The organism is Bradyrhizobium sp. STM 3561 (assembly GCF_045571455.1).
GTDB classification, from domain to species: Bacteria; Pseudomonadota; Alphaproteobacteria; order Rhizobiales; family Xanthobacteraceae; genus Bradyrhizobium; species Bradyrhizobium vignae.
Window position 1 is genome coordinate 6,138,099 of record NZ_CP120695.1, and the last position, 14,171, is coordinate 6,152,269.

General features: G+C 64.5%; 15 protein-coding genes. 1 reads left to right on the forward strand and 14 read right to left on the reverse strand.

Going from position 1 to position 14,171, the window contains the following annotated elements; all coding sequences use genetic code 11:
• Nucleotides 1-144: 144 nt before the first annotated feature.
• From P6U28_RS29185 to P6U28_RS29205, 5 genes are all read right to left on the reverse strand, one after another.
• A complete protein-coding gene (locus tag P6U28_RS29185; RefSeq protein ID WP_122400711.1) occupies nt 145-795 on the reverse strand; it encodes a hypothetical protein in 651 nt (216 codons plus the stop codon).
• 159 nt (nt 796-954) lie between these two features.
• Nucleotides 955-1,542 (reverse strand): GNAT family N-acetyltransferase, encoded by a 588-nt coding sequence (locus P6U28_RS29190; RefSeq protein ID WP_122400710.1) that lies wholly within the window; start codon nt 1,540-1,542, stop codon nt 955-957.
• Nucleotides 1,543-1,581: 39 nt separating this feature from the next.
• Nucleotides 1,582-2,871: a pitrilysin family protein gene (locus tag P6U28_RS29195; protein ID WP_122400709.1), complete on the reverse strand. Its 1,290-nt coding sequence runs from the start codon at nt 2,869-2,871 to the stop codon at nt 1,582-1,584.
• The gene (gene thrC, locus P6U28_RS29200; RefSeq protein ID WP_407120310.1) at nt 2,868-4,286 is read right to left on the reverse strand and encodes a threonine synthase; all 1,419 of its coding nucleotides are present in this window, start codon (nt 4,284-4,286) and stop codon (nt 2,868-2,870) included. The genes P6U28_RS29195 and thrC overlap by 4 nt, the downstream gene beginning before the upstream one ends.
• A 547-nt stretch (nt 4,287-4,833) precedes the next feature.
• Nucleotides 4,834-5,478, reverse strand: coding sequence for a response regulator transcription factor (locus P6U28_RS29205; protein WP_122400707.1), 645 nt, complete (start codon nt 5,476-5,478; stop codon nt 4,834-4,836).
• An 84-nt stretch (nt 5,479-5,562) separates the two neighbouring features.
• Here P6U28_RS29205 and P6U28_RS29210 point away from each other — a divergent pair, with 84 nt between their 5' ends.
• Nucleotides 5,563-6,903, forward strand: a complete 1,341-nt coding sequence (locus P6U28_RS29210; RefSeq protein ID WP_122400706.1) for an ATP-binding protein — start codon at nt 5,563-5,565, stop codon at nt 6,901-6,903.
• On the opposite strand, the gene P6U28_RS29215 is transcribed toward P6U28_RS29210, so the two are convergent.
• The 9 genes from P6U28_RS29215 to coxB form a co-directional block, all read right to left on the reverse strand.
• A complete protein-coding gene (locus P6U28_RS29215; RefSeq protein WP_122400705.1) occupies nt 6,900-7,265 on the reverse strand; it encodes a nuclear transport factor 2 family protein in 366 nt (121 codons plus the stop codon). The genes P6U28_RS29210 and P6U28_RS29215 overlap by 4 nt on opposite strands.
• Before the next feature lie 115 nt (nt 7,266-7,380).
• Nucleotides 7,381-8,133: an SURF1 family protein gene (locus P6U28_RS29220; protein WP_407120312.1), complete on the reverse strand. Its 753-nt coding sequence runs from the start codon at nt 8,131-8,133 to the stop codon at nt 7,381-7,383.
• On the reverse strand, nt 8,130-8,531 hold the full coding sequence (locus tag P6U28_RS29225) for a DUF983 domain-containing protein (RefSeq protein ID WP_122400703.1): 402 nt from the start codon (nt 8,529-8,531) through the stop codon (nt 8,130-8,132). Before P6U28_RS29225 ends, P6U28_RS29220 begins: the two co-directional genes overlap by 4 nt.
• 196 nt (nt 8,532-8,727) lie before the next feature.
• Complete coding sequence (locus P6U28_RS29230) at nt 8,728-9,624, reverse strand: cytochrome c oxidase subunit 3 (RefSeq protein ID WP_407120313.1); 897 nt, start codon at nt 9,622-9,624, stop codon at nt 8,728-8,730.
• A gap of 78 nt (nt 9,625-9,702) precedes the next feature.
• Nucleotides 9,703-10,359 carry a cytochrome c oxidase assembly protein gene (locus P6U28_RS29235; RefSeq protein ID WP_407120314.1) on the reverse strand — a complete coding sequence of 219 codons (657 nt, stop codon included), beginning with the start codon at nt 10,357-10,359 and terminating at the stop codon, nt 9,703-9,705.
• A 5-nt stretch (nt 10,360-10,364) separates the two neighbouring features.
• A complete protein-coding gene (locus P6U28_RS29240) occupies nt 10,365-10,529 on the reverse strand; it encodes a CoxF protein (protein ID WP_122400700.1) in 165 nt (54 codons plus the stop codon).
• 7 nt (nt 10,530-10,536) lie between these two features.
• Complete coding sequence (locus P6U28_RS29245) at nt 10,537-11,481, reverse strand: heme o synthase (RefSeq protein ID WP_407120315.1); 945 nt, start codon at nt 11,479-11,481, stop codon at nt 10,537-10,539.
• 61 nt (nt 11,482-11,542) lie between these two features.
• Nucleotides 11,543-13,168 (reverse strand): cytochrome c oxidase subunit I, encoded by a 1,626-nt coding sequence (gene ctaD, locus P6U28_RS29250; protein WP_122400698.1) that lies wholly within the window; start codon nt 13,166-13,168, stop codon nt 11,543-11,545.
• An 86-nt stretch (nt 13,169-13,254) separates the two neighbouring features.
• The gene (gene coxB, locus P6U28_RS29255) at nt 13,255-14,109 is read right to left on the reverse strand and encodes a cytochrome c oxidase subunit II (RefSeq protein ID WP_122400697.1); all 855 of its coding nucleotides are present in this window, start codon (nt 14,107-14,109) and stop codon (nt 13,255-13,257) included.
• Nucleotides 14,110-14,171 lie beyond the last annotated feature (62 nt).

Sequence of the window (14,171 nt, forward strand, 5' to 3'; positions counted from 1 at the left end):
TTTCTGCTTGCGGGTGTCCCGGACGCGGCGCGGCATGAAATGACGCGACGCAGAGCCGGGACCCAGCATCGGCAGCTCCGGGCCCCGGCTCTGCCGCGCAGCGCTAAAGAAGCGCCGCGCCGCGTCCGGGGCACGAGACATCGCCTACTTCTTCTTCCGCCCCTTCGGCTCGGGCGAAAGCGCCTGCGGATCGAAGCCGACGTAGAAGATGTAGGAATCCGCGACCGCGGCTGAAGGCACGGGATAGGACAGATCCTCGACAATGAAGCTGAAGGGCACACTGCCGCCCTCCGACATTGCGACTGTCGTCCGGTAGGCCTTCGAGGCGATTACCTTTTCGCCGACGCCACCCTGCACCACCGCAACACGCAAGGGGACCTCGACGGTCGCGGGCGCACCGGCGGGACCTGCGATGACGCGGCCCTGGATGCCGATCCGGGCGGTGATATCACCGCCGCTCCGGGCGCATTCGCGCGCCATCTTGGTGATCGTTGCCTGGAAGCGGATGTCGTTACCGACGGCCTGCTTGCCGCTCGCACCGACCGCATAGGTGGAGGCGCCGGAGCGCACGGTGACCTGCGGGCAGTCGATGTCGTCTTCGGCCGGCTGGCCGGGCGCCGGCGCTGGATTGGGCTGGGCCGACTCGTCCGGCTTGCCGCCGAACAGGCTCTTGAAGCGGTCGCTCAAGGACTGGGCCGCCGCCGGCGAGACGGTCGTGAGCGAAACTGACAACGCCAACGCGACCGCCGTCCCCCGCAGCAACGTCGTCCGCGATGACCGAAGCTCCTTCACCATCGACACCCATACTCCCATCACAACATTCGGGCCGATCTACCGGCTGGCCCGCGCCGTTATATCGCCAAAATCGGCGAACCCAAGGCGGACAGCAAGGCAAGCGAATAGAACAGCCAACAGGGCGGGACCATCGAGACTTTGGCCGCAGGAGCTCCCCGGTCAGCCGCGGAAATCCTCGTGCAGCAGCCCGAACAGCAGGTGATCCTGCCAAATTCCATTGATGCAGAGATAGCGGCGCGCCAGGCCCTCGCGGGAGAAGCCGCACTTCTCCAGCACCCGGATCGACGGCGCATTGGTGGGAATGCAGGCGGCATCGACCCGGTGCAGATTGAGCTCGCCGAACAGCGTCGGCAGCAGCACCCGCAGTGCGGCCGTCATGTAGCCGCGATGCGCGTAGGGCTGCCCGACCCAGTAGCCGATGGTGCCGGCCTGCACGATGCCACGCCGGACATTGGCCAGCGTGATGCCGCCGATTAGGGCGCCGTCGAGCTCCCGGAAGATCAGAAAGGGATAGGAGCGGTCGGCGGCAATGTCCTCGGAATAGCGGCGCAGGCGGCGGCGGAAGCCGGACCGGGTGAGATCGTCAGACGGCCAGATCGGTTCCCAGGGCGTGAGATAGTCGCGGCTGGTTTCGCGTAAATGAGCCCATTGCAGGAAGTCGGACATTTGCGGCGCGCGCAGCAACAGCCCGTTGCCGCGCGGCGCGAGGGCGGCGGGTCCACTGGACGGCAGGCGAAAGAGGGCCATGGTGATGCTTTCCGGGGCGGTCCCGCCGTAGCGCGGCTCCTAATGCAACCGCGCCTTGGCGCGCGCCCGGGTCAATCCTTCCGCAAAAGATACCGCCGTGTCCAGACCCCTGCCACTGCCCAATGCGACAACGGCGGGCCGGCTCCGCGACAGCAGCGCACGCGCCGCATCCCTCGTCGATTCGATGCTGACGGCATCGATCCGGGCCACCAATTCCTGAACCGTCTGCGGCCGCCCATAGGCGAGCACATGCCGGGCGAGCTGCTCGGCACGGGAGGAGCAGCTCTCCATGGCCATCAGGAGACCCGCCTTCATCTGCGCCTTGGCCCGGGCGATCTCGGCATCGGTCAGCGTCTCCACAGAGTCGTTCATGATGTCGACCACCACCTCCATCATCTCCGGCGCGTCGGCCGGATCGGTGCCGGTATAGAGGCCGAAGAAGCCGGTATCGCTGTAGGGCGCGTGGAAGGTGTAGATGGAGTAGCAGAGGCCGCGCTTCTCACGCACCTCCTGGAACAGCCGCGACGACATTCCGCCGCCGAGAATGTTGGTGAAGACCTGGAGCGAGAACAGCGACGAATCCGTCTGGGGCACGCCTTCCAGCGCCAGCGTCAGATGCGCCTGCTCGAGCTCGCGATGCACGACCTTGGTGCCGCCCTGGCCGAACTGAGCGGTCTGCGGCTTCGGCCCCGGCGTCCCCTCGAAACTCGCAAAGCGTCTCTCGACCTCGGCGACGACTTGGCTGTGATCAACTGCGCCGGCCGCCGCCACCACCATGTCGGGTCCGCGATAATGCGTCGAGAGATAGCCACGCAGCATGTCGCGGTTGAAGGCGCGCAGCGTCTTGGCCGTGCCGAGCAGGGAACGGCCCATCGGCTGGTCGGGATAGCAGAGCTCGTTGAGATGCTCGAACACGACATCGTCGGGCGTGTCCTGCGCCGCGCCGATCTCCTGCACGATGACGTTCTTCTCGCGCTCCAGCTCGTCGGGCTCGAAGGCGGGATTGGCGAGGATGTCGGCGAGCACGTCGAGCGCGAGCGGCACGTCGGCCTTCAGCACCCGCGCATAGTAGGACGTGGTCTCGGTCGAGGTGCCGGCATTGAGGTCGCCGCCGACCGCCTCGATCTCCTCGACGATCTCGCGCGAAGAGCGCTTCGTCGTGCCCTTGAACGCCATGTGCTCGAGCAGATGCGAGATGCCGTGCTCGTTGGGCTTTTCGTCGCGTCCGCCGACGCCGGCCCAGACCCCGAGCGCCGCGGTTTCGAGGTGAGGCATCTCGTCGGTGACGACGGTCAGGCCGGAGGCAAGCTTGCAGATCTCGACGCTCATCCGGCAACTCCCTGCTTGGCGGCGCGGCTGACCGACAGCACGAACCGCTCGACCTTGGCCTGATCGTTCTTCATCACCCTCATGTGTTCGGATTTAGTCATCAAGCCGTCGAGCCAGGCCGGCAGTTGCGGCCGCTGGCCGCAGGCCGCCTCGACAGCGTCGGGGAATTTGGCCGGATGGGCGGTGGAGAGCACGATGCTCGGTACCCTGGTGTCGGTGGTGTCGCGGTCCGCGACGGCAAGCGCCACGGCCGTATGAGGATCGACCAGCTCACCGGCTTCACGCCAGGCGGCGCGGATCGCAGCCGACGTCTCGGTCTCGTCGGCGCGCCCGGCATCGAACTCCTCGCGGATCGCGGCGAGCGTCGCATCCGGCAGCACGAAACGTCCGGACTGCTTCAGCGATTCCATCAGGCGGCGCACGCCGGCGGCATCGCGCCGGCCGGCCTCGAACAGCAGTCGCTCGAAATTCGACGAGATCTGGATGTCCATCGACGGCGACGCCGTCGCGTGCACCTCGCGCACCTCGTAGATTCCAGTCTTCAGCGTCCGCGCCAGGATGTCGTTGACGTTGGCGGCGATGCGCAGGGTGCGCACCGGCAGCCCCATGCGCTTGGCGACATAGCCGGCGAAGATGTCGCCGAAATTGCCCGTCGGCACGACGAAATCGACCGCGCGCGCCGGCGCACCGGCGGCAACGGCGGAGGTGAAATAATAGACCACCTGGGCGACGATGCGCGCCCAGTTGATGGAATTGACACCGGAGAGCGAGGTCGCATCGCGGAAGCGATGATTGTTGAACATCCCCTTCACGAGCGCCTGGCAATCGTCGAACGTGCCTTCGATGGCGAGCGCATGCACATTGGCCGCGCCCGTCGTCGTCATCATCCGCTGCTGCACCTCGGAGATGCGGCCGTGCGGAAACAGCACGATGAGATCGACATTCTCGAGTCCTGCAAAGGCTTCGACCGCGGCGCCGCCGGTATCGCCCGACGTCGCGACCACGATGGTGGTGCGCTGGCCGCGCTTGGCGAGCACATGATCCATCAGCCGCGAGATCAGCTGCATCGCCACGTCCTTGAAGGCGAGCGTCGGACCGTGGAATAGCTCCAGCACGAACTGATGCGGCGACATTTGGCGTAGTGGCACCACCGCGGGATGGCGGAAGGTGGCATAGGCCTCGTTCGCCATGCGACCGAGCTCGGCGTCCGAGATCTCGCCGCCGGCGAAGGGCCGAATCACGTCGACCGCGACCTCCCAATAGGGACGGCCGAAGAATCCGGCGATCGTCTCAGTCGGGAGCTGTGGCCACGTCGCTGGCACATATAGACCACCGTCGCGGGCGAGCCCGGTCAGCATCACGTCACAGAAGCCGAGTTCGGGGGCCTCGCCCCGGGTTGAGATATAACGAGTCAAACTGCCCTCCAAAGGCCCATCGAGCCGAAGCTCGATCCTTAAGCCTTTGATTTCACGAAACTACTTGCTAAACAGCCAGCTGCTTTGAGCCACCATAAAGTGTTTTGCGGCATCGGGAAACCGCTTCCGGCCCACCCTCGCCCAATGAAAAAGGGCTGCGGTATGACCGCAGCCCTTCTCTTGGAAGGTCTGTCGTTGTGTGCAGACCGGTTTGCCTCGTCGGGGTCGCTGACCCGTCAAAACTCTTCCGGCAAGCTTTCGTCGCCTGTCACGAAATCGTCAAGGGACAAAACCGCGCGCGCCGAAAAATGTTCCTGTTCTTCCCGATCCGCTCCGGGCCCCGCTTCTGCCGGCACGGCAAGGTCGTGTCGCCAAATGCCGCTTTTTCCCGAAATGTTGGCCGCGGCAGGAACGAATGCAGTCTCGGCCCATTGTGTCCGCGGATCGGTGTCGCCCGTTGGCCATGCATTGCCCGGCCAACGACGGCGCCGATCCGTCGACCGAACCGCTGCATCCTGGAGCAGCCGGTTCGGTCGCTGGCGGAAGGTCAGTTCATCCCGATCTCCACTGCGATCCGGATCAGATCGGAGTGATTCTTGGCACCCAGCTTCTGCTTCAGCAGAGATGTAGTGTTGGCGACCGTCTTGTAGGAGATGCCGAGCGCCTCGGCGACCTCGACGATCTTGTCGCCGCGTCCAAGCAGGCGGAGAATTTCGAGCTCCCGCGGCGTCATCTGCGAAGCCGGATTGGCCTTGATCGCCGCGCCCGAAAACGTCACGGCTTCCGCAAGCTGCGGCGAGATGAAATTGTCGCCCGCGACCACCTTGCGCACCGCTTTCAGCAGGATACGGGGATCGTCGCCCTTGGAGACATAACCCTGCGCCCCAAGCTCGACTGCCCGCACCACGAAGGCCGGATCGTCGTTCATGCTGAACATGATGATCTTGGCGTCGGGATCGTCCTTGCGGATGCGTCGCATCAGCTCGAAGCCGGAGACATCGGGCAGGCTGATGTCGATCACGGTGACGTCGGGCCGCTTGCTGACATAGGCGCGATGTCCGGATTTGGCATCGGTCGCTTCGTCAATGCGGATTGAATGGTCGGACGCGAACAGGGTGCGGCAACCCGACAGCACCACGGGATGGTCGTCGACGATCAGGACCCTGGTCGCCAGCTTGGCGGTATCTTGCATCGCGGACCCTCTTTCTTCGACTCATAAACCGGCGGGAATAAATGGAAAGAGCAAAACCCGCCGCTGCGCGTTAGAATTGGCCTAATGTGGCAACGACTTTCGTTCAGGACGCAACTGTTTCTTCCGCTCGGCGCTAGCTTTCTCGCGGCGCTGATCCTGGGGGGCGTGCTGCTCCAGATATTCGCGACGGGCCAATTGGCCGAGGAGAACGAGCCGAGGCGGCGTTCGACAGAGGCCATCGCCGCTGCGCTCAACAATACCCTTCGCGCATCGGACAATCCACGGCAGACGCTCGACGCCTTTGTCCATTCTTTGGACACCTCCTCCGACATCCAGTTCCGGGCCCTGGAAGCAGGTGCCGCGCCGGTGCCGAAGGACGAGCCGCGCAAGTCGCATGGCGTGCCGCAATGGTTCATCGACCTTCTCGCCATCCCAAACTTGGGCGTGGCATCCCCAGTGATGATCGACGGCAGACGTATCGGCGACATCGTCTTCGTGCCGGACATATCGGCCGATCTGTTCGAGAAATGGATCGGCTTTCTTGCGCTGACCAGCCTGGTCGCCGGACTGATGGTTCTTACCGGCACGATCGCCTACGTCCTGGCGGGATCTGTCCTGCGCCCTCTGCAAGATCTCGGCGAAGGTCTCACGCGAATACGACAGGGCGACTACACCAGGCCGATTCCGGTCGGGGGTCCGCCGGAAATTCGGCAAGGTTGCGAGGAGGCGAATGCACTGGCCGCAACGCTTGCGCAACTGAGCCGGGACAATCGTGATCTGATGCACCGTCTGGTGTCGCTCCAGGACGATGAGCGGCGCGATCTCGCCCGCGAACTGCACGACGAGCTCGGACCGCTGCTGTTCAGCATCCGCGCCGGCTCGATCGCGCTGGTCGACGCTGCGCCGCAGACAGGACATCTCGGCAACTCGGCACGGGAGGTACTACAATCAGTCGAGGCGCTCCAGCAGACCAACCGCCGCATTCTCGACCGGCTGCGGCCGCTCTACATCGAGGAACTGGGCCTTGCGACCAGCGTGCAGACGCTGCTCCGGAATTTTGGCAAGCAGGCACCGCATATCGCCGTCACGGACACGATCGATCCGGATCTGAACGTGATCCACGGGCCGTTGGCTCAGACCGTGTATCGGGTGATCCAGGAAGCACTGACCAACGCGCTCCGCCATGCCGAGGCCAGCAACGTAGATGTGCAGGCGACCGTCGCCGGCGAGACGCTCGTCGTCGAGATCTCCGATGATGGCGGCGGTTTTCCTGCGGGCAACATCTTCGGCCGGGGGCTGACCGGCATGCATGAACGCGTGCGTGCGCTCAGCGGATCGCTGTCCCTGTTGCGCATGGATGAGCGAACTTACGTGCGCTGCCGCCTTCCGGTACAGGCAACGCGGGACGCGCCATCATCAGGCTAACAGCCGCAGCCATCATGCGCGTTCTGTAGCGCCGGTTCGCACAGCGTGCTGCGGATCTTGCCATCCAGGCTGAAGCGGAACGAGGCCTGAATGCGCAGCGCGCCGGCGACGGAATATTCGAGATCGATGCCGTGGGGCGCGGGATGGATCTCTTCCAGACCGAAACCCGCCGACGAGAAGGCGCTGAGCTGCGGCTGCCAATAGGCCTCGATCTCGCTCCGGCCGTGGTAGCGCCGCGTGCCGTTACACGTGCATTCGAGCTGCGCATCGTCCGCATAGAGGTCGAGCAGTGTCGCGAGATCGCCCTTCCGGCAGGCGTCCACCCAATCGACGACAATTCCCATCTGGTCGAAATCGCTCACGCTACAATCCTGTCTGCCGCGGAAAATCCCGGTGGCTTAGGACCACAGTCGTGAATATGCGCTGAAAAATAAACCCCGGGCGATACCGGTTCCCTCGAAATATCTTCCGATGAGCTCAGCTCTGGCGCCGGCCTCTTGCCCACACGGCGAAGACGATCAGCACGGCGCCCGCAAGCGTGAACCAGGTAACAGCATATTGCAGGTGGTCGTCCTTCAGATTCACCTCCAGTGGGCCCGGACGCGGAATGCCGTTCGCGGGCGCGGGCTGCTCGAGATCGATATAGAACGGCGCAACCGCGCCCCAGCCGAGCGCGCTTGCGATTCCCAGATGATCGCGCACGAACCAAAGCCGCTTGTCGCGATTCTCCGCCGGCGTCAGCCAGCCGGGCGCCTCGGGAAAGCGCAGATAGCCGGTGAGCTCAATCGGTTGGCCCGTGACGAGCTTCTTCACCGCGCGGTCCTGGACACCGCGGTCCTGCATCGTGTTCTCGACGAAGCCCGCATCGATCACGACCGTCTCGCCGCTGGGAAGCCGCGCCGGCAGGAAGGCCCAGGTGCCCGGGCCGGAGGCGTCCTTGCGCACCGCAGAGCCGGAGGAATAAACCATCGCATCGGGCAGGGCTGCATAGGTCGCGGTGAAGCTGACGCGGCGGAATTCATCGCGGGCAGGATTCAGCGCGGTCCATTGCGCGGACGGCGGCAGCGCCGTCGGCGACGCCGCGAGCCGTTCGGTGAGTGCCGCAATGAGCGCGTGCTTGGCTGTCCGGCGCTGCAACTGCCAGACACCGAGCGCGACGAACACAGCCGTCAGGAGCAGCGTGAACAGCGCGAAGCCGGCCACGCGGGCCTTGCGCGCAGGCTCGTTCATTTCGCGCGATCGACCAACCGGCCCGGCGCCGCCTTGTGGTGAAACTGCAGCGCGATCAGCAACGATTTCATCGCACGCAGCGGCAACAGCGTGGTGGCGAGGATCAGCGGCAGCCAGAGCACCGCATGCAGCCAGAACGGCGGTTGGTACTTGACCTCGACGACGAGCGCGCAACCGACCACGATGGCACCGGCGAGCATGATGATGAAGATCGCCGGACCATCGCCGGTATCGATGAAGGCGTAATCGAGGCCGCAACGGTCGCAAGCCGGCGCGAGCGTCAGGAACCCCGCATAGAGCTTGCCCTGGCCGCAGCGCGGGCATTTGCAGGCGAGCCCGCGCAGCGCGCTTTGCAGGACCGTGGTTTCGGATTGGGGTGTGCCGGCGCTGTCGTTCATGATGGCGGACTCTATCACAGTTTCCGCCGAAACATCCGGCGGCCGGAAAGCGAAAGGGCGGCCCTGCGGCCGCCCTTTCTGATCAGTTCGATACGGCTGAAGCGCGATGAGATTTGGAGACTCGTCATCGCGCTTTAGCTTGTTGTTTACGCATGATCTTTCCGGAAAACCGCTTCGCACTTTTCCGGATCATGCTTTAGTGCGCGCCGTGGGCCATGGTCTCGGCGCCGTGTCCCCAGACGTAGATGCAGAGGAACAGGAACAGCCAGACCACGTCGACGAAGTGCCAGTACCAGGCGGCGAACTCGAAACCGAGATGCTGCTTCGGCGTGAAGTGGCCGGCATAGGCGCGGGCAAGGCACACGATCAGGAAGATGGTGCCGACCAGCACGTGGAAGCCGTGGAAGCCGGTCGCCATGAAGAAGGTCGCGCCGTAGACGTTGCCGGCGAAGGAAAACGCCGCGTGACTGTATTCATAGGCCTGCACACAGGTGAAGGCGGCGCCCAGGAGGACGGTGAGGATCAGCCCGTATTTCAGGCCCTGGCGGTCGTTCTCGAGCAGCGCGTGGTGCGCCCAGGTCACGGTGGTGCCCGACGTGAGCAGGATCAGCGTGTTCAGCAGCGGCAGATGCCAGGGATCGAAGGTCTCGATGCCCTTCGGCGGCCAGGTGCCGGGGACGGAGCAGGCACCGGGCTGGGTGCCGAGACCACAGCCGAACACCGCATCGCGGGTGGCGTGGACGGCGTCGGCCGGAAACAGCGCCGCGTTGAAATAAGCCCAGAACCAGGCGACGAAGAACATCACCTCGGAGGCGATGAACAGGATCATGCCGTAGCGGTGATGCAGCTGCACGACGCGGGTGTGGTCGCCCTTGTACTGGGCTTCCTTGATCACGTCGGCCCACCAGCTCGTCATGGTGTAGAGCACGCCCACGGTGCCGACACCGAACACGATCGGCGCCGCGGAGAACATTTGGTGCATCCAGGCGATCGCGCCGACCGCCATGATGAATGCCGAGAGCGAGCCGACAGCCGGCCAGGGCGAGGGATCGACCAGGTGATAGTCGTGATGCTTGGTATGCGCCGTGGCCATTTCCGTCTCTCTCCTCAATCCCGTGCCTATCAGGCACTTATCCCCTTGTTTCCGACCGCCCGAGCGTGAGCCCGGCGGTCAAAGATTTCCCTTGCGTTTGTCGTTCTCGCCGGCGGCGAGCGGCTTCACCACCGGATCCTTCACCGGGTAGAACGTGTAGGACAGCGTGATCGTATTCAGCCCGTCATTCTCGTGGTCCTCGGCGATCGAGGGATCGACGTAGAACACGACCGGCATCTCGCGCTTCTCGCCGGGCGCCATGGTCTGCTCGGTGAAGCAGAAGCAGTTGATCTTCTGGAAGTAGGAGCCGACCGTCAGCGGCGCGACGTTGTAGGCGGCCTGGCCCGCAGTGGTGCGCGCGGCCTGATTGGTCACGGTGTAGAAGACGGTCACGACCTGGCCGATATTGACTTCGATCTCGCTCTGCTCCGGCTCGAACTTCCAGGGCAGGCCGGGCGCGACGTTGGAATCGAAGCGCACCGAGATCTTCCGCGCGATCGGGCCATTGGCCGGCGCCGCGGTCGCAACCTGCGTCGTGCCGTTGAAGCCGGTGGCGCGGCAGAACCAGTTGTAGAACGGCACCGCCGCGTAGGAAGCTCCGACCATCAGCGCGACCACGCCGCCGCAGATCGAGGCGACCAACGCGTCGCGGCCAAGACCACTGAACCGGCCGCCGCGGCGGCCTTTGGCGGCTGTCCGGCTCTGATCCCGCGATATGGTCGGCTCGTGACCCATCTTCCCTACATCGGCCGCACTAGTACTGCCGGCCCCTTGACCATGGTGACGGCGAAGAACAGCACCACGAGCACGCCCAGCGCGAGCGCGATTGCGATCGAACGCTGACGACGGCTCTTCTGCTGCGCCTCGGTGAGGACGATTCCATTTGGCTCGGGTTTGTCAGCCATTCCTGCCTCATGCGCCCCCAACCATCGGAGCAAGCGCCCGATACACGACCTCGGCCAGCAGGGTCGCGAACAGCGCGAACAGATACAGGATCGAGAAGGCAAACAGCTTGCGGGTCGCGCGCAGCGACTGGCTGCGTTCGCGCCGCATATAGACGTTGATCGCGAGCACCAGCATGCCGGCGCCGAGGATCAGCGAGACGATGCCGTAGACGGCGTCGAAATAGCCGAGCGCCCAGGGCGTCGCGGCCACCGCGATCAGCACGATCGTGTAGAGCAGGATCTGGAGGCGGGTCGCGTCGGGACCGGCGACGTTGGGCAGCATCGGAATGCCGGCGCGCGCATAGTCGTCGGAGCGGAACAGCGCCAGCGCCCAGAAATGCGGCGGCGTCCAGAAGAAGATGATGGCGAACAGCAGCAGCGGCTCGACATCGACCGTGCCCGTCACCGAGGCCCACGCCACCACCGGCGGCAGCGCGCCGGCGGCGCCGCCGATCACGATGTTCTGCGCGGTCCAGCGCTTCAGCCAGAGAGTGTAAATCACGACGTAGAAGAAGATGGTGAAGGCGAGCAGCGCGCCCGCGATCCAGTTGACGAGGATGCCGAGCGTCATCACCGAGAAGAAGGCGAGCGTCATGCCGAAAGCCATGGCCTCGGGACGGGTGATGCGTCCGCGCGGAATCGGCCGGTTCGCCGTGCGCGACATCTTGGCGTCGATGTCGCCTTCGAGCGCCATGTTGAGTGCCCCGGAGGCGCCGGCACCGACAGCGATGCAGAGCAGCGAGGTGATCGCCAACACGGGATGGAAATGCCCGGGCGCCATCGCCATTCCGACCAGCGCGGTGAAGATCACCAGCGACATCACCCGCGGCTTGAGCAGCGCGATGTAGTCGCCGACCTCCGCTTCGGAGATGCGGGGATTGATGTCGATGGCATTATGGTCGAGGACGGACACTTAGATCTACTCGTTTCGTTATAGCGCCGCGGCGCCCGTCACGGGCGCCGCGGGAGATTGCTTACTGCACGCGGGGCAGCACTTCGAATTGGTGGAACGGTGGCGGCGAGGACAGCGTCCACTCCAGCGTGGTCGCGCCGGCACCCCAGGGGTTGTCGCCCGCCGGCACCTTGCGGGCGAAGGCGTCGATCACGCAATACAGGAAGATCAGCACGCCGAAGCCGGAGATGTAGGAGCCGACCGACGAGACCAGATTCCAGCCCGCGAAGGCATCGGGATAGTCGACGTAACGGCGCGGCATGCCCGACAGGCCGAGGAAGTGCTGCGGGAAGAACACCAGGTTGACACCGATGAAGGTGACCCAGAAGTGCAGCTTGGCGAGGCTCTCATTGTACATGTAACCCGACATCTTCGGGAACCAGTAGTACCAGCCGGCGAAGATCGCGAACACCGCACCGAGCGACAGCACGTAGTGGAAGTGCGCGACGACGTAGTAGGTCTCCTGGAGCACGCGATCGACACCCGCGTTCGCCAGCACGACGCCGGTGACGCCGCCGATCGTGAACAGGAAGATGAAGCCCACCGCCCAGATCATCGGGGCGCGGAATTCGATCGAGCCGCCCCACATCGTTGCGACCCAGGAGAAGATCTTCACGCCGGTCGGAACGGCGATGACCATCGTGGCCGCGACGAAGTAGGCCTGCGTCGCCGAGGACATGCCGACCGTGTACATGTGGTGCGCCCACACCACGAAGCCGATGCCGCCGATCGCGACCATGGCGTAGGCCATGCCGAGATAACCGAACACGGGCTTGCGCGAGAAGGTCGAGACGATCTGGCTGATCATGCCGAAGCCCGGCAGGATCAGGATGTACACCTCGGGGTGACCGAAGAACCAGAACAGATGCTGGAACAGCACGGGGTCGCCGCCGCCGTCGGGCGCGAAGAACGTCGTGCCGAAATTGCGGTCGGTGAGCAGCATGGTGATCGCACCGGCGAGCACCGGCAGCGACAACAGCAGCAGGAACACCGTCACCAGGATCGACCACACGAACAGCGGCATCTTGTGCAGGGTCATGCCCGGCGCGCGCATGTTGAAGATGGTCGTGATGAAGTTGATGGCACCGAGGATCGACGAGGCGCCCGCCAGATGCAGCGACAGGATGGCGAAGTCGACGGCCGGGCCCGGATGGCCGGAGCTCGACAGCGGCACGTACATGGTCCAGCCGGCGCCGACGCCGTTGGCGCCCGGCTCGCCCTCGACGAAGGTCGACATCAGCAGCAGCGCGAAGGACGCCGGCAGCAGCCAGAACGAGATGTTGTTCATGCGCGGGAACGCCATGTCGGGCGCGCCGATCATCAGCGGCACGAACCAGTTGCCGAAGCCGCCGATCATCGCGGGCATAACCATGAAGAAGATCATGATCAGGCCGTGAGAGGTCACGAACACATTATAGGTGTGCGTCTCATGGAAGATCTGCACGCCCGGATACATCAGCTCGGCCCGGATCGCGATCGACATCGCGGCACCGATGATGCCGGCGATGACCGCGAAGATCAGGTACATCGTGCCGATGTCCTTGTGGTTGGTCGAATAGACGTAGCGCCGCCATCCGGTCGGATGGGCGTGCTCGTCATGTCCGTGGGCTTGCGCGTGATCGCCGTGTGCCGCTGCGCTCGTTGCCATTTTCAAATCCTGCCTTGCGTCCCATTCGGACCTCTGGAGGTCCCGCCCTTTTGTCGCTTTCAGTCCCTCAAGCCGTCATCCGACGCTTACTGCGTCGGGCCGGCCGCGGAGGCGTAGGTGCTGGTGCCGCCGCTCGCAAACTTCTTCTTCGCCGTCTCGATCCAGGAGGCGAACTCCTGGTCGCTCACCACGCGCACGGCGATCGGCATGAAGGCGTGATCCTTGCCGCACAGTTCCGAGCACTGACCGTAGTACATGCCGGTCTTGGTGGCCTTGAACCAGGTCTCGTTCAGACGGCCCGGAATGGCGTCGATCTTGATGCCGAAAGCCGGCACCGCAAAGGCATGGATGACGTCGGCGCCGGTGGTCTGGACGCGAATCACCTTGTTGACCGGCACCACCATCTCGTTGTCGACGCCGAGCAGACGGGGCTGCTTGTCCTGCGCCATCAGCGAGTCGAACTCGAACTTGCCGTTATCGGGATAGGCATACGACCAGTACCACTGCTTGCCGGTCGCCTTGATGGTCAGATCCGCCTTCGGCACGTCGAGCTCCAGGAACAGAAGCCGGAACGACGGCACCGAGATTCCGACCAGGATCAGCACCGGAACGAGCGTCCAGGCCACCTCGATCAGCGTGTTGTGGGTGGTCCGCGACGGCACCGGATTGGCCTTCGCGTTGAACTTGACGACCACGATCACGAGCAGCGCCAGGACGAACAGCGTGATCAGGGTGATCAGCACGAACAGGAAATTGTGGAACCAGACGATGTTGTCCATCACCGGGGAACCGGACTGCTGGAGCGTCCACTCCCACGGAGCCGGCTGCCCGAGCTCGGCGAATGCCGCACCACCCGTCGCCAGCGTGACGCCAGCCGCCACCAAGGCGATGGTGGCCAATCCCAGCAATTGCCGGCCCACCCGACCCATCGACATCCTCATGCCGTTCGCGCTCCCCTTACGAAATCACCCCAAGTGCGTTCCCCTGTTTCCGGGAAACGCTT

What these genes read in the sequence shown, in the direction of transcription:
- P6U28_RS29185 (WP_122400711.1), bottom strand. Translation starts at nt 795, where the DNA reads ATGGTGAAGGAGCTTCGGTCATCGCGGACGACGTTGCTGCGGGGGACG.
- P6U28_RS29190 (WP_122400710.1), bottom strand. Translation starts at nt 1,542, where the DNA reads ATGGCCCTCTTTCGCCTGCCGTCCAGTGGACCCGCCGCCCTCGCGCCG.
- P6U28_RS29195 (WP_122400709.1), bottom strand. Translation starts at nt 2,871, where the DNA reads ATGAGCGTCGAGATCTGCAAGCTTGCCTCCGGCCTGACCGTCGTCACC.
- P6U28_RS29205 (WP_122400707.1), bottom strand. Translation starts at nt 5,478, where the DNA reads ATGCAAGATACCGCCAAGCTGGCGACCAGGGTCCTGATCGTCGACGAC.
- P6U28_RS29210 (WP_122400706.1), top strand. Translation starts at nt 5,563, where the DNA reads ATGTGGCAACGACTTTCGTTCAGGACGCAACTGTTTCTTCCGCTCGGC.
- P6U28_RS29220 (WP_407120312.1), bottom strand. Translation starts at nt 8,133, where the DNA reads ATGAACGAGCCTGCGCGCAAGGCCCGCGTGGCCGGCTTCGCGCTGTTC.
- P6U28_RS29225 (WP_122400703.1), bottom strand. Translation starts at nt 8,531, where the DNA reads ATGAACGACAGCGCCGGCACACCCCAATCCGAAACCACGGTCCTGCAA.
- P6U28_RS29230 (WP_407120313.1), bottom strand. Translation starts at nt 9,624, where the DNA reads ATGGCCACGGCGCATACCAAGCATCACGACTATCACCTGGTCGATCCC.
- P6U28_RS29235 (WP_407120314.1), bottom strand. Translation starts at nt 10,359, where the DNA reads ATGGGTCACGAGCCGACCATATCGCGGGATCAGAGCCGGACAGCCGCC.
- P6U28_RS29240 (WP_122400700.1), bottom strand. Translation starts at nt 10,529, where the DNA reads ATGGCTGACAAACCCGAGCCAAATGGAATCGTCCTCACCGAGGCGCAG.
- ctaD (WP_122400698.1), bottom strand. Translation starts at nt 13,168, where the DNA reads ATGGCAACGAGCGCAGCGGCACACGGCGATCACGCGCAAGCCCACGGA.
- coxB (WP_122400697.1), bottom strand. Translation starts at nt 14,109, where the DNA reads ATGAGGATGTCGATGGGTCGGGTGGGCCGGCAATTGCTGGGATTGGCC.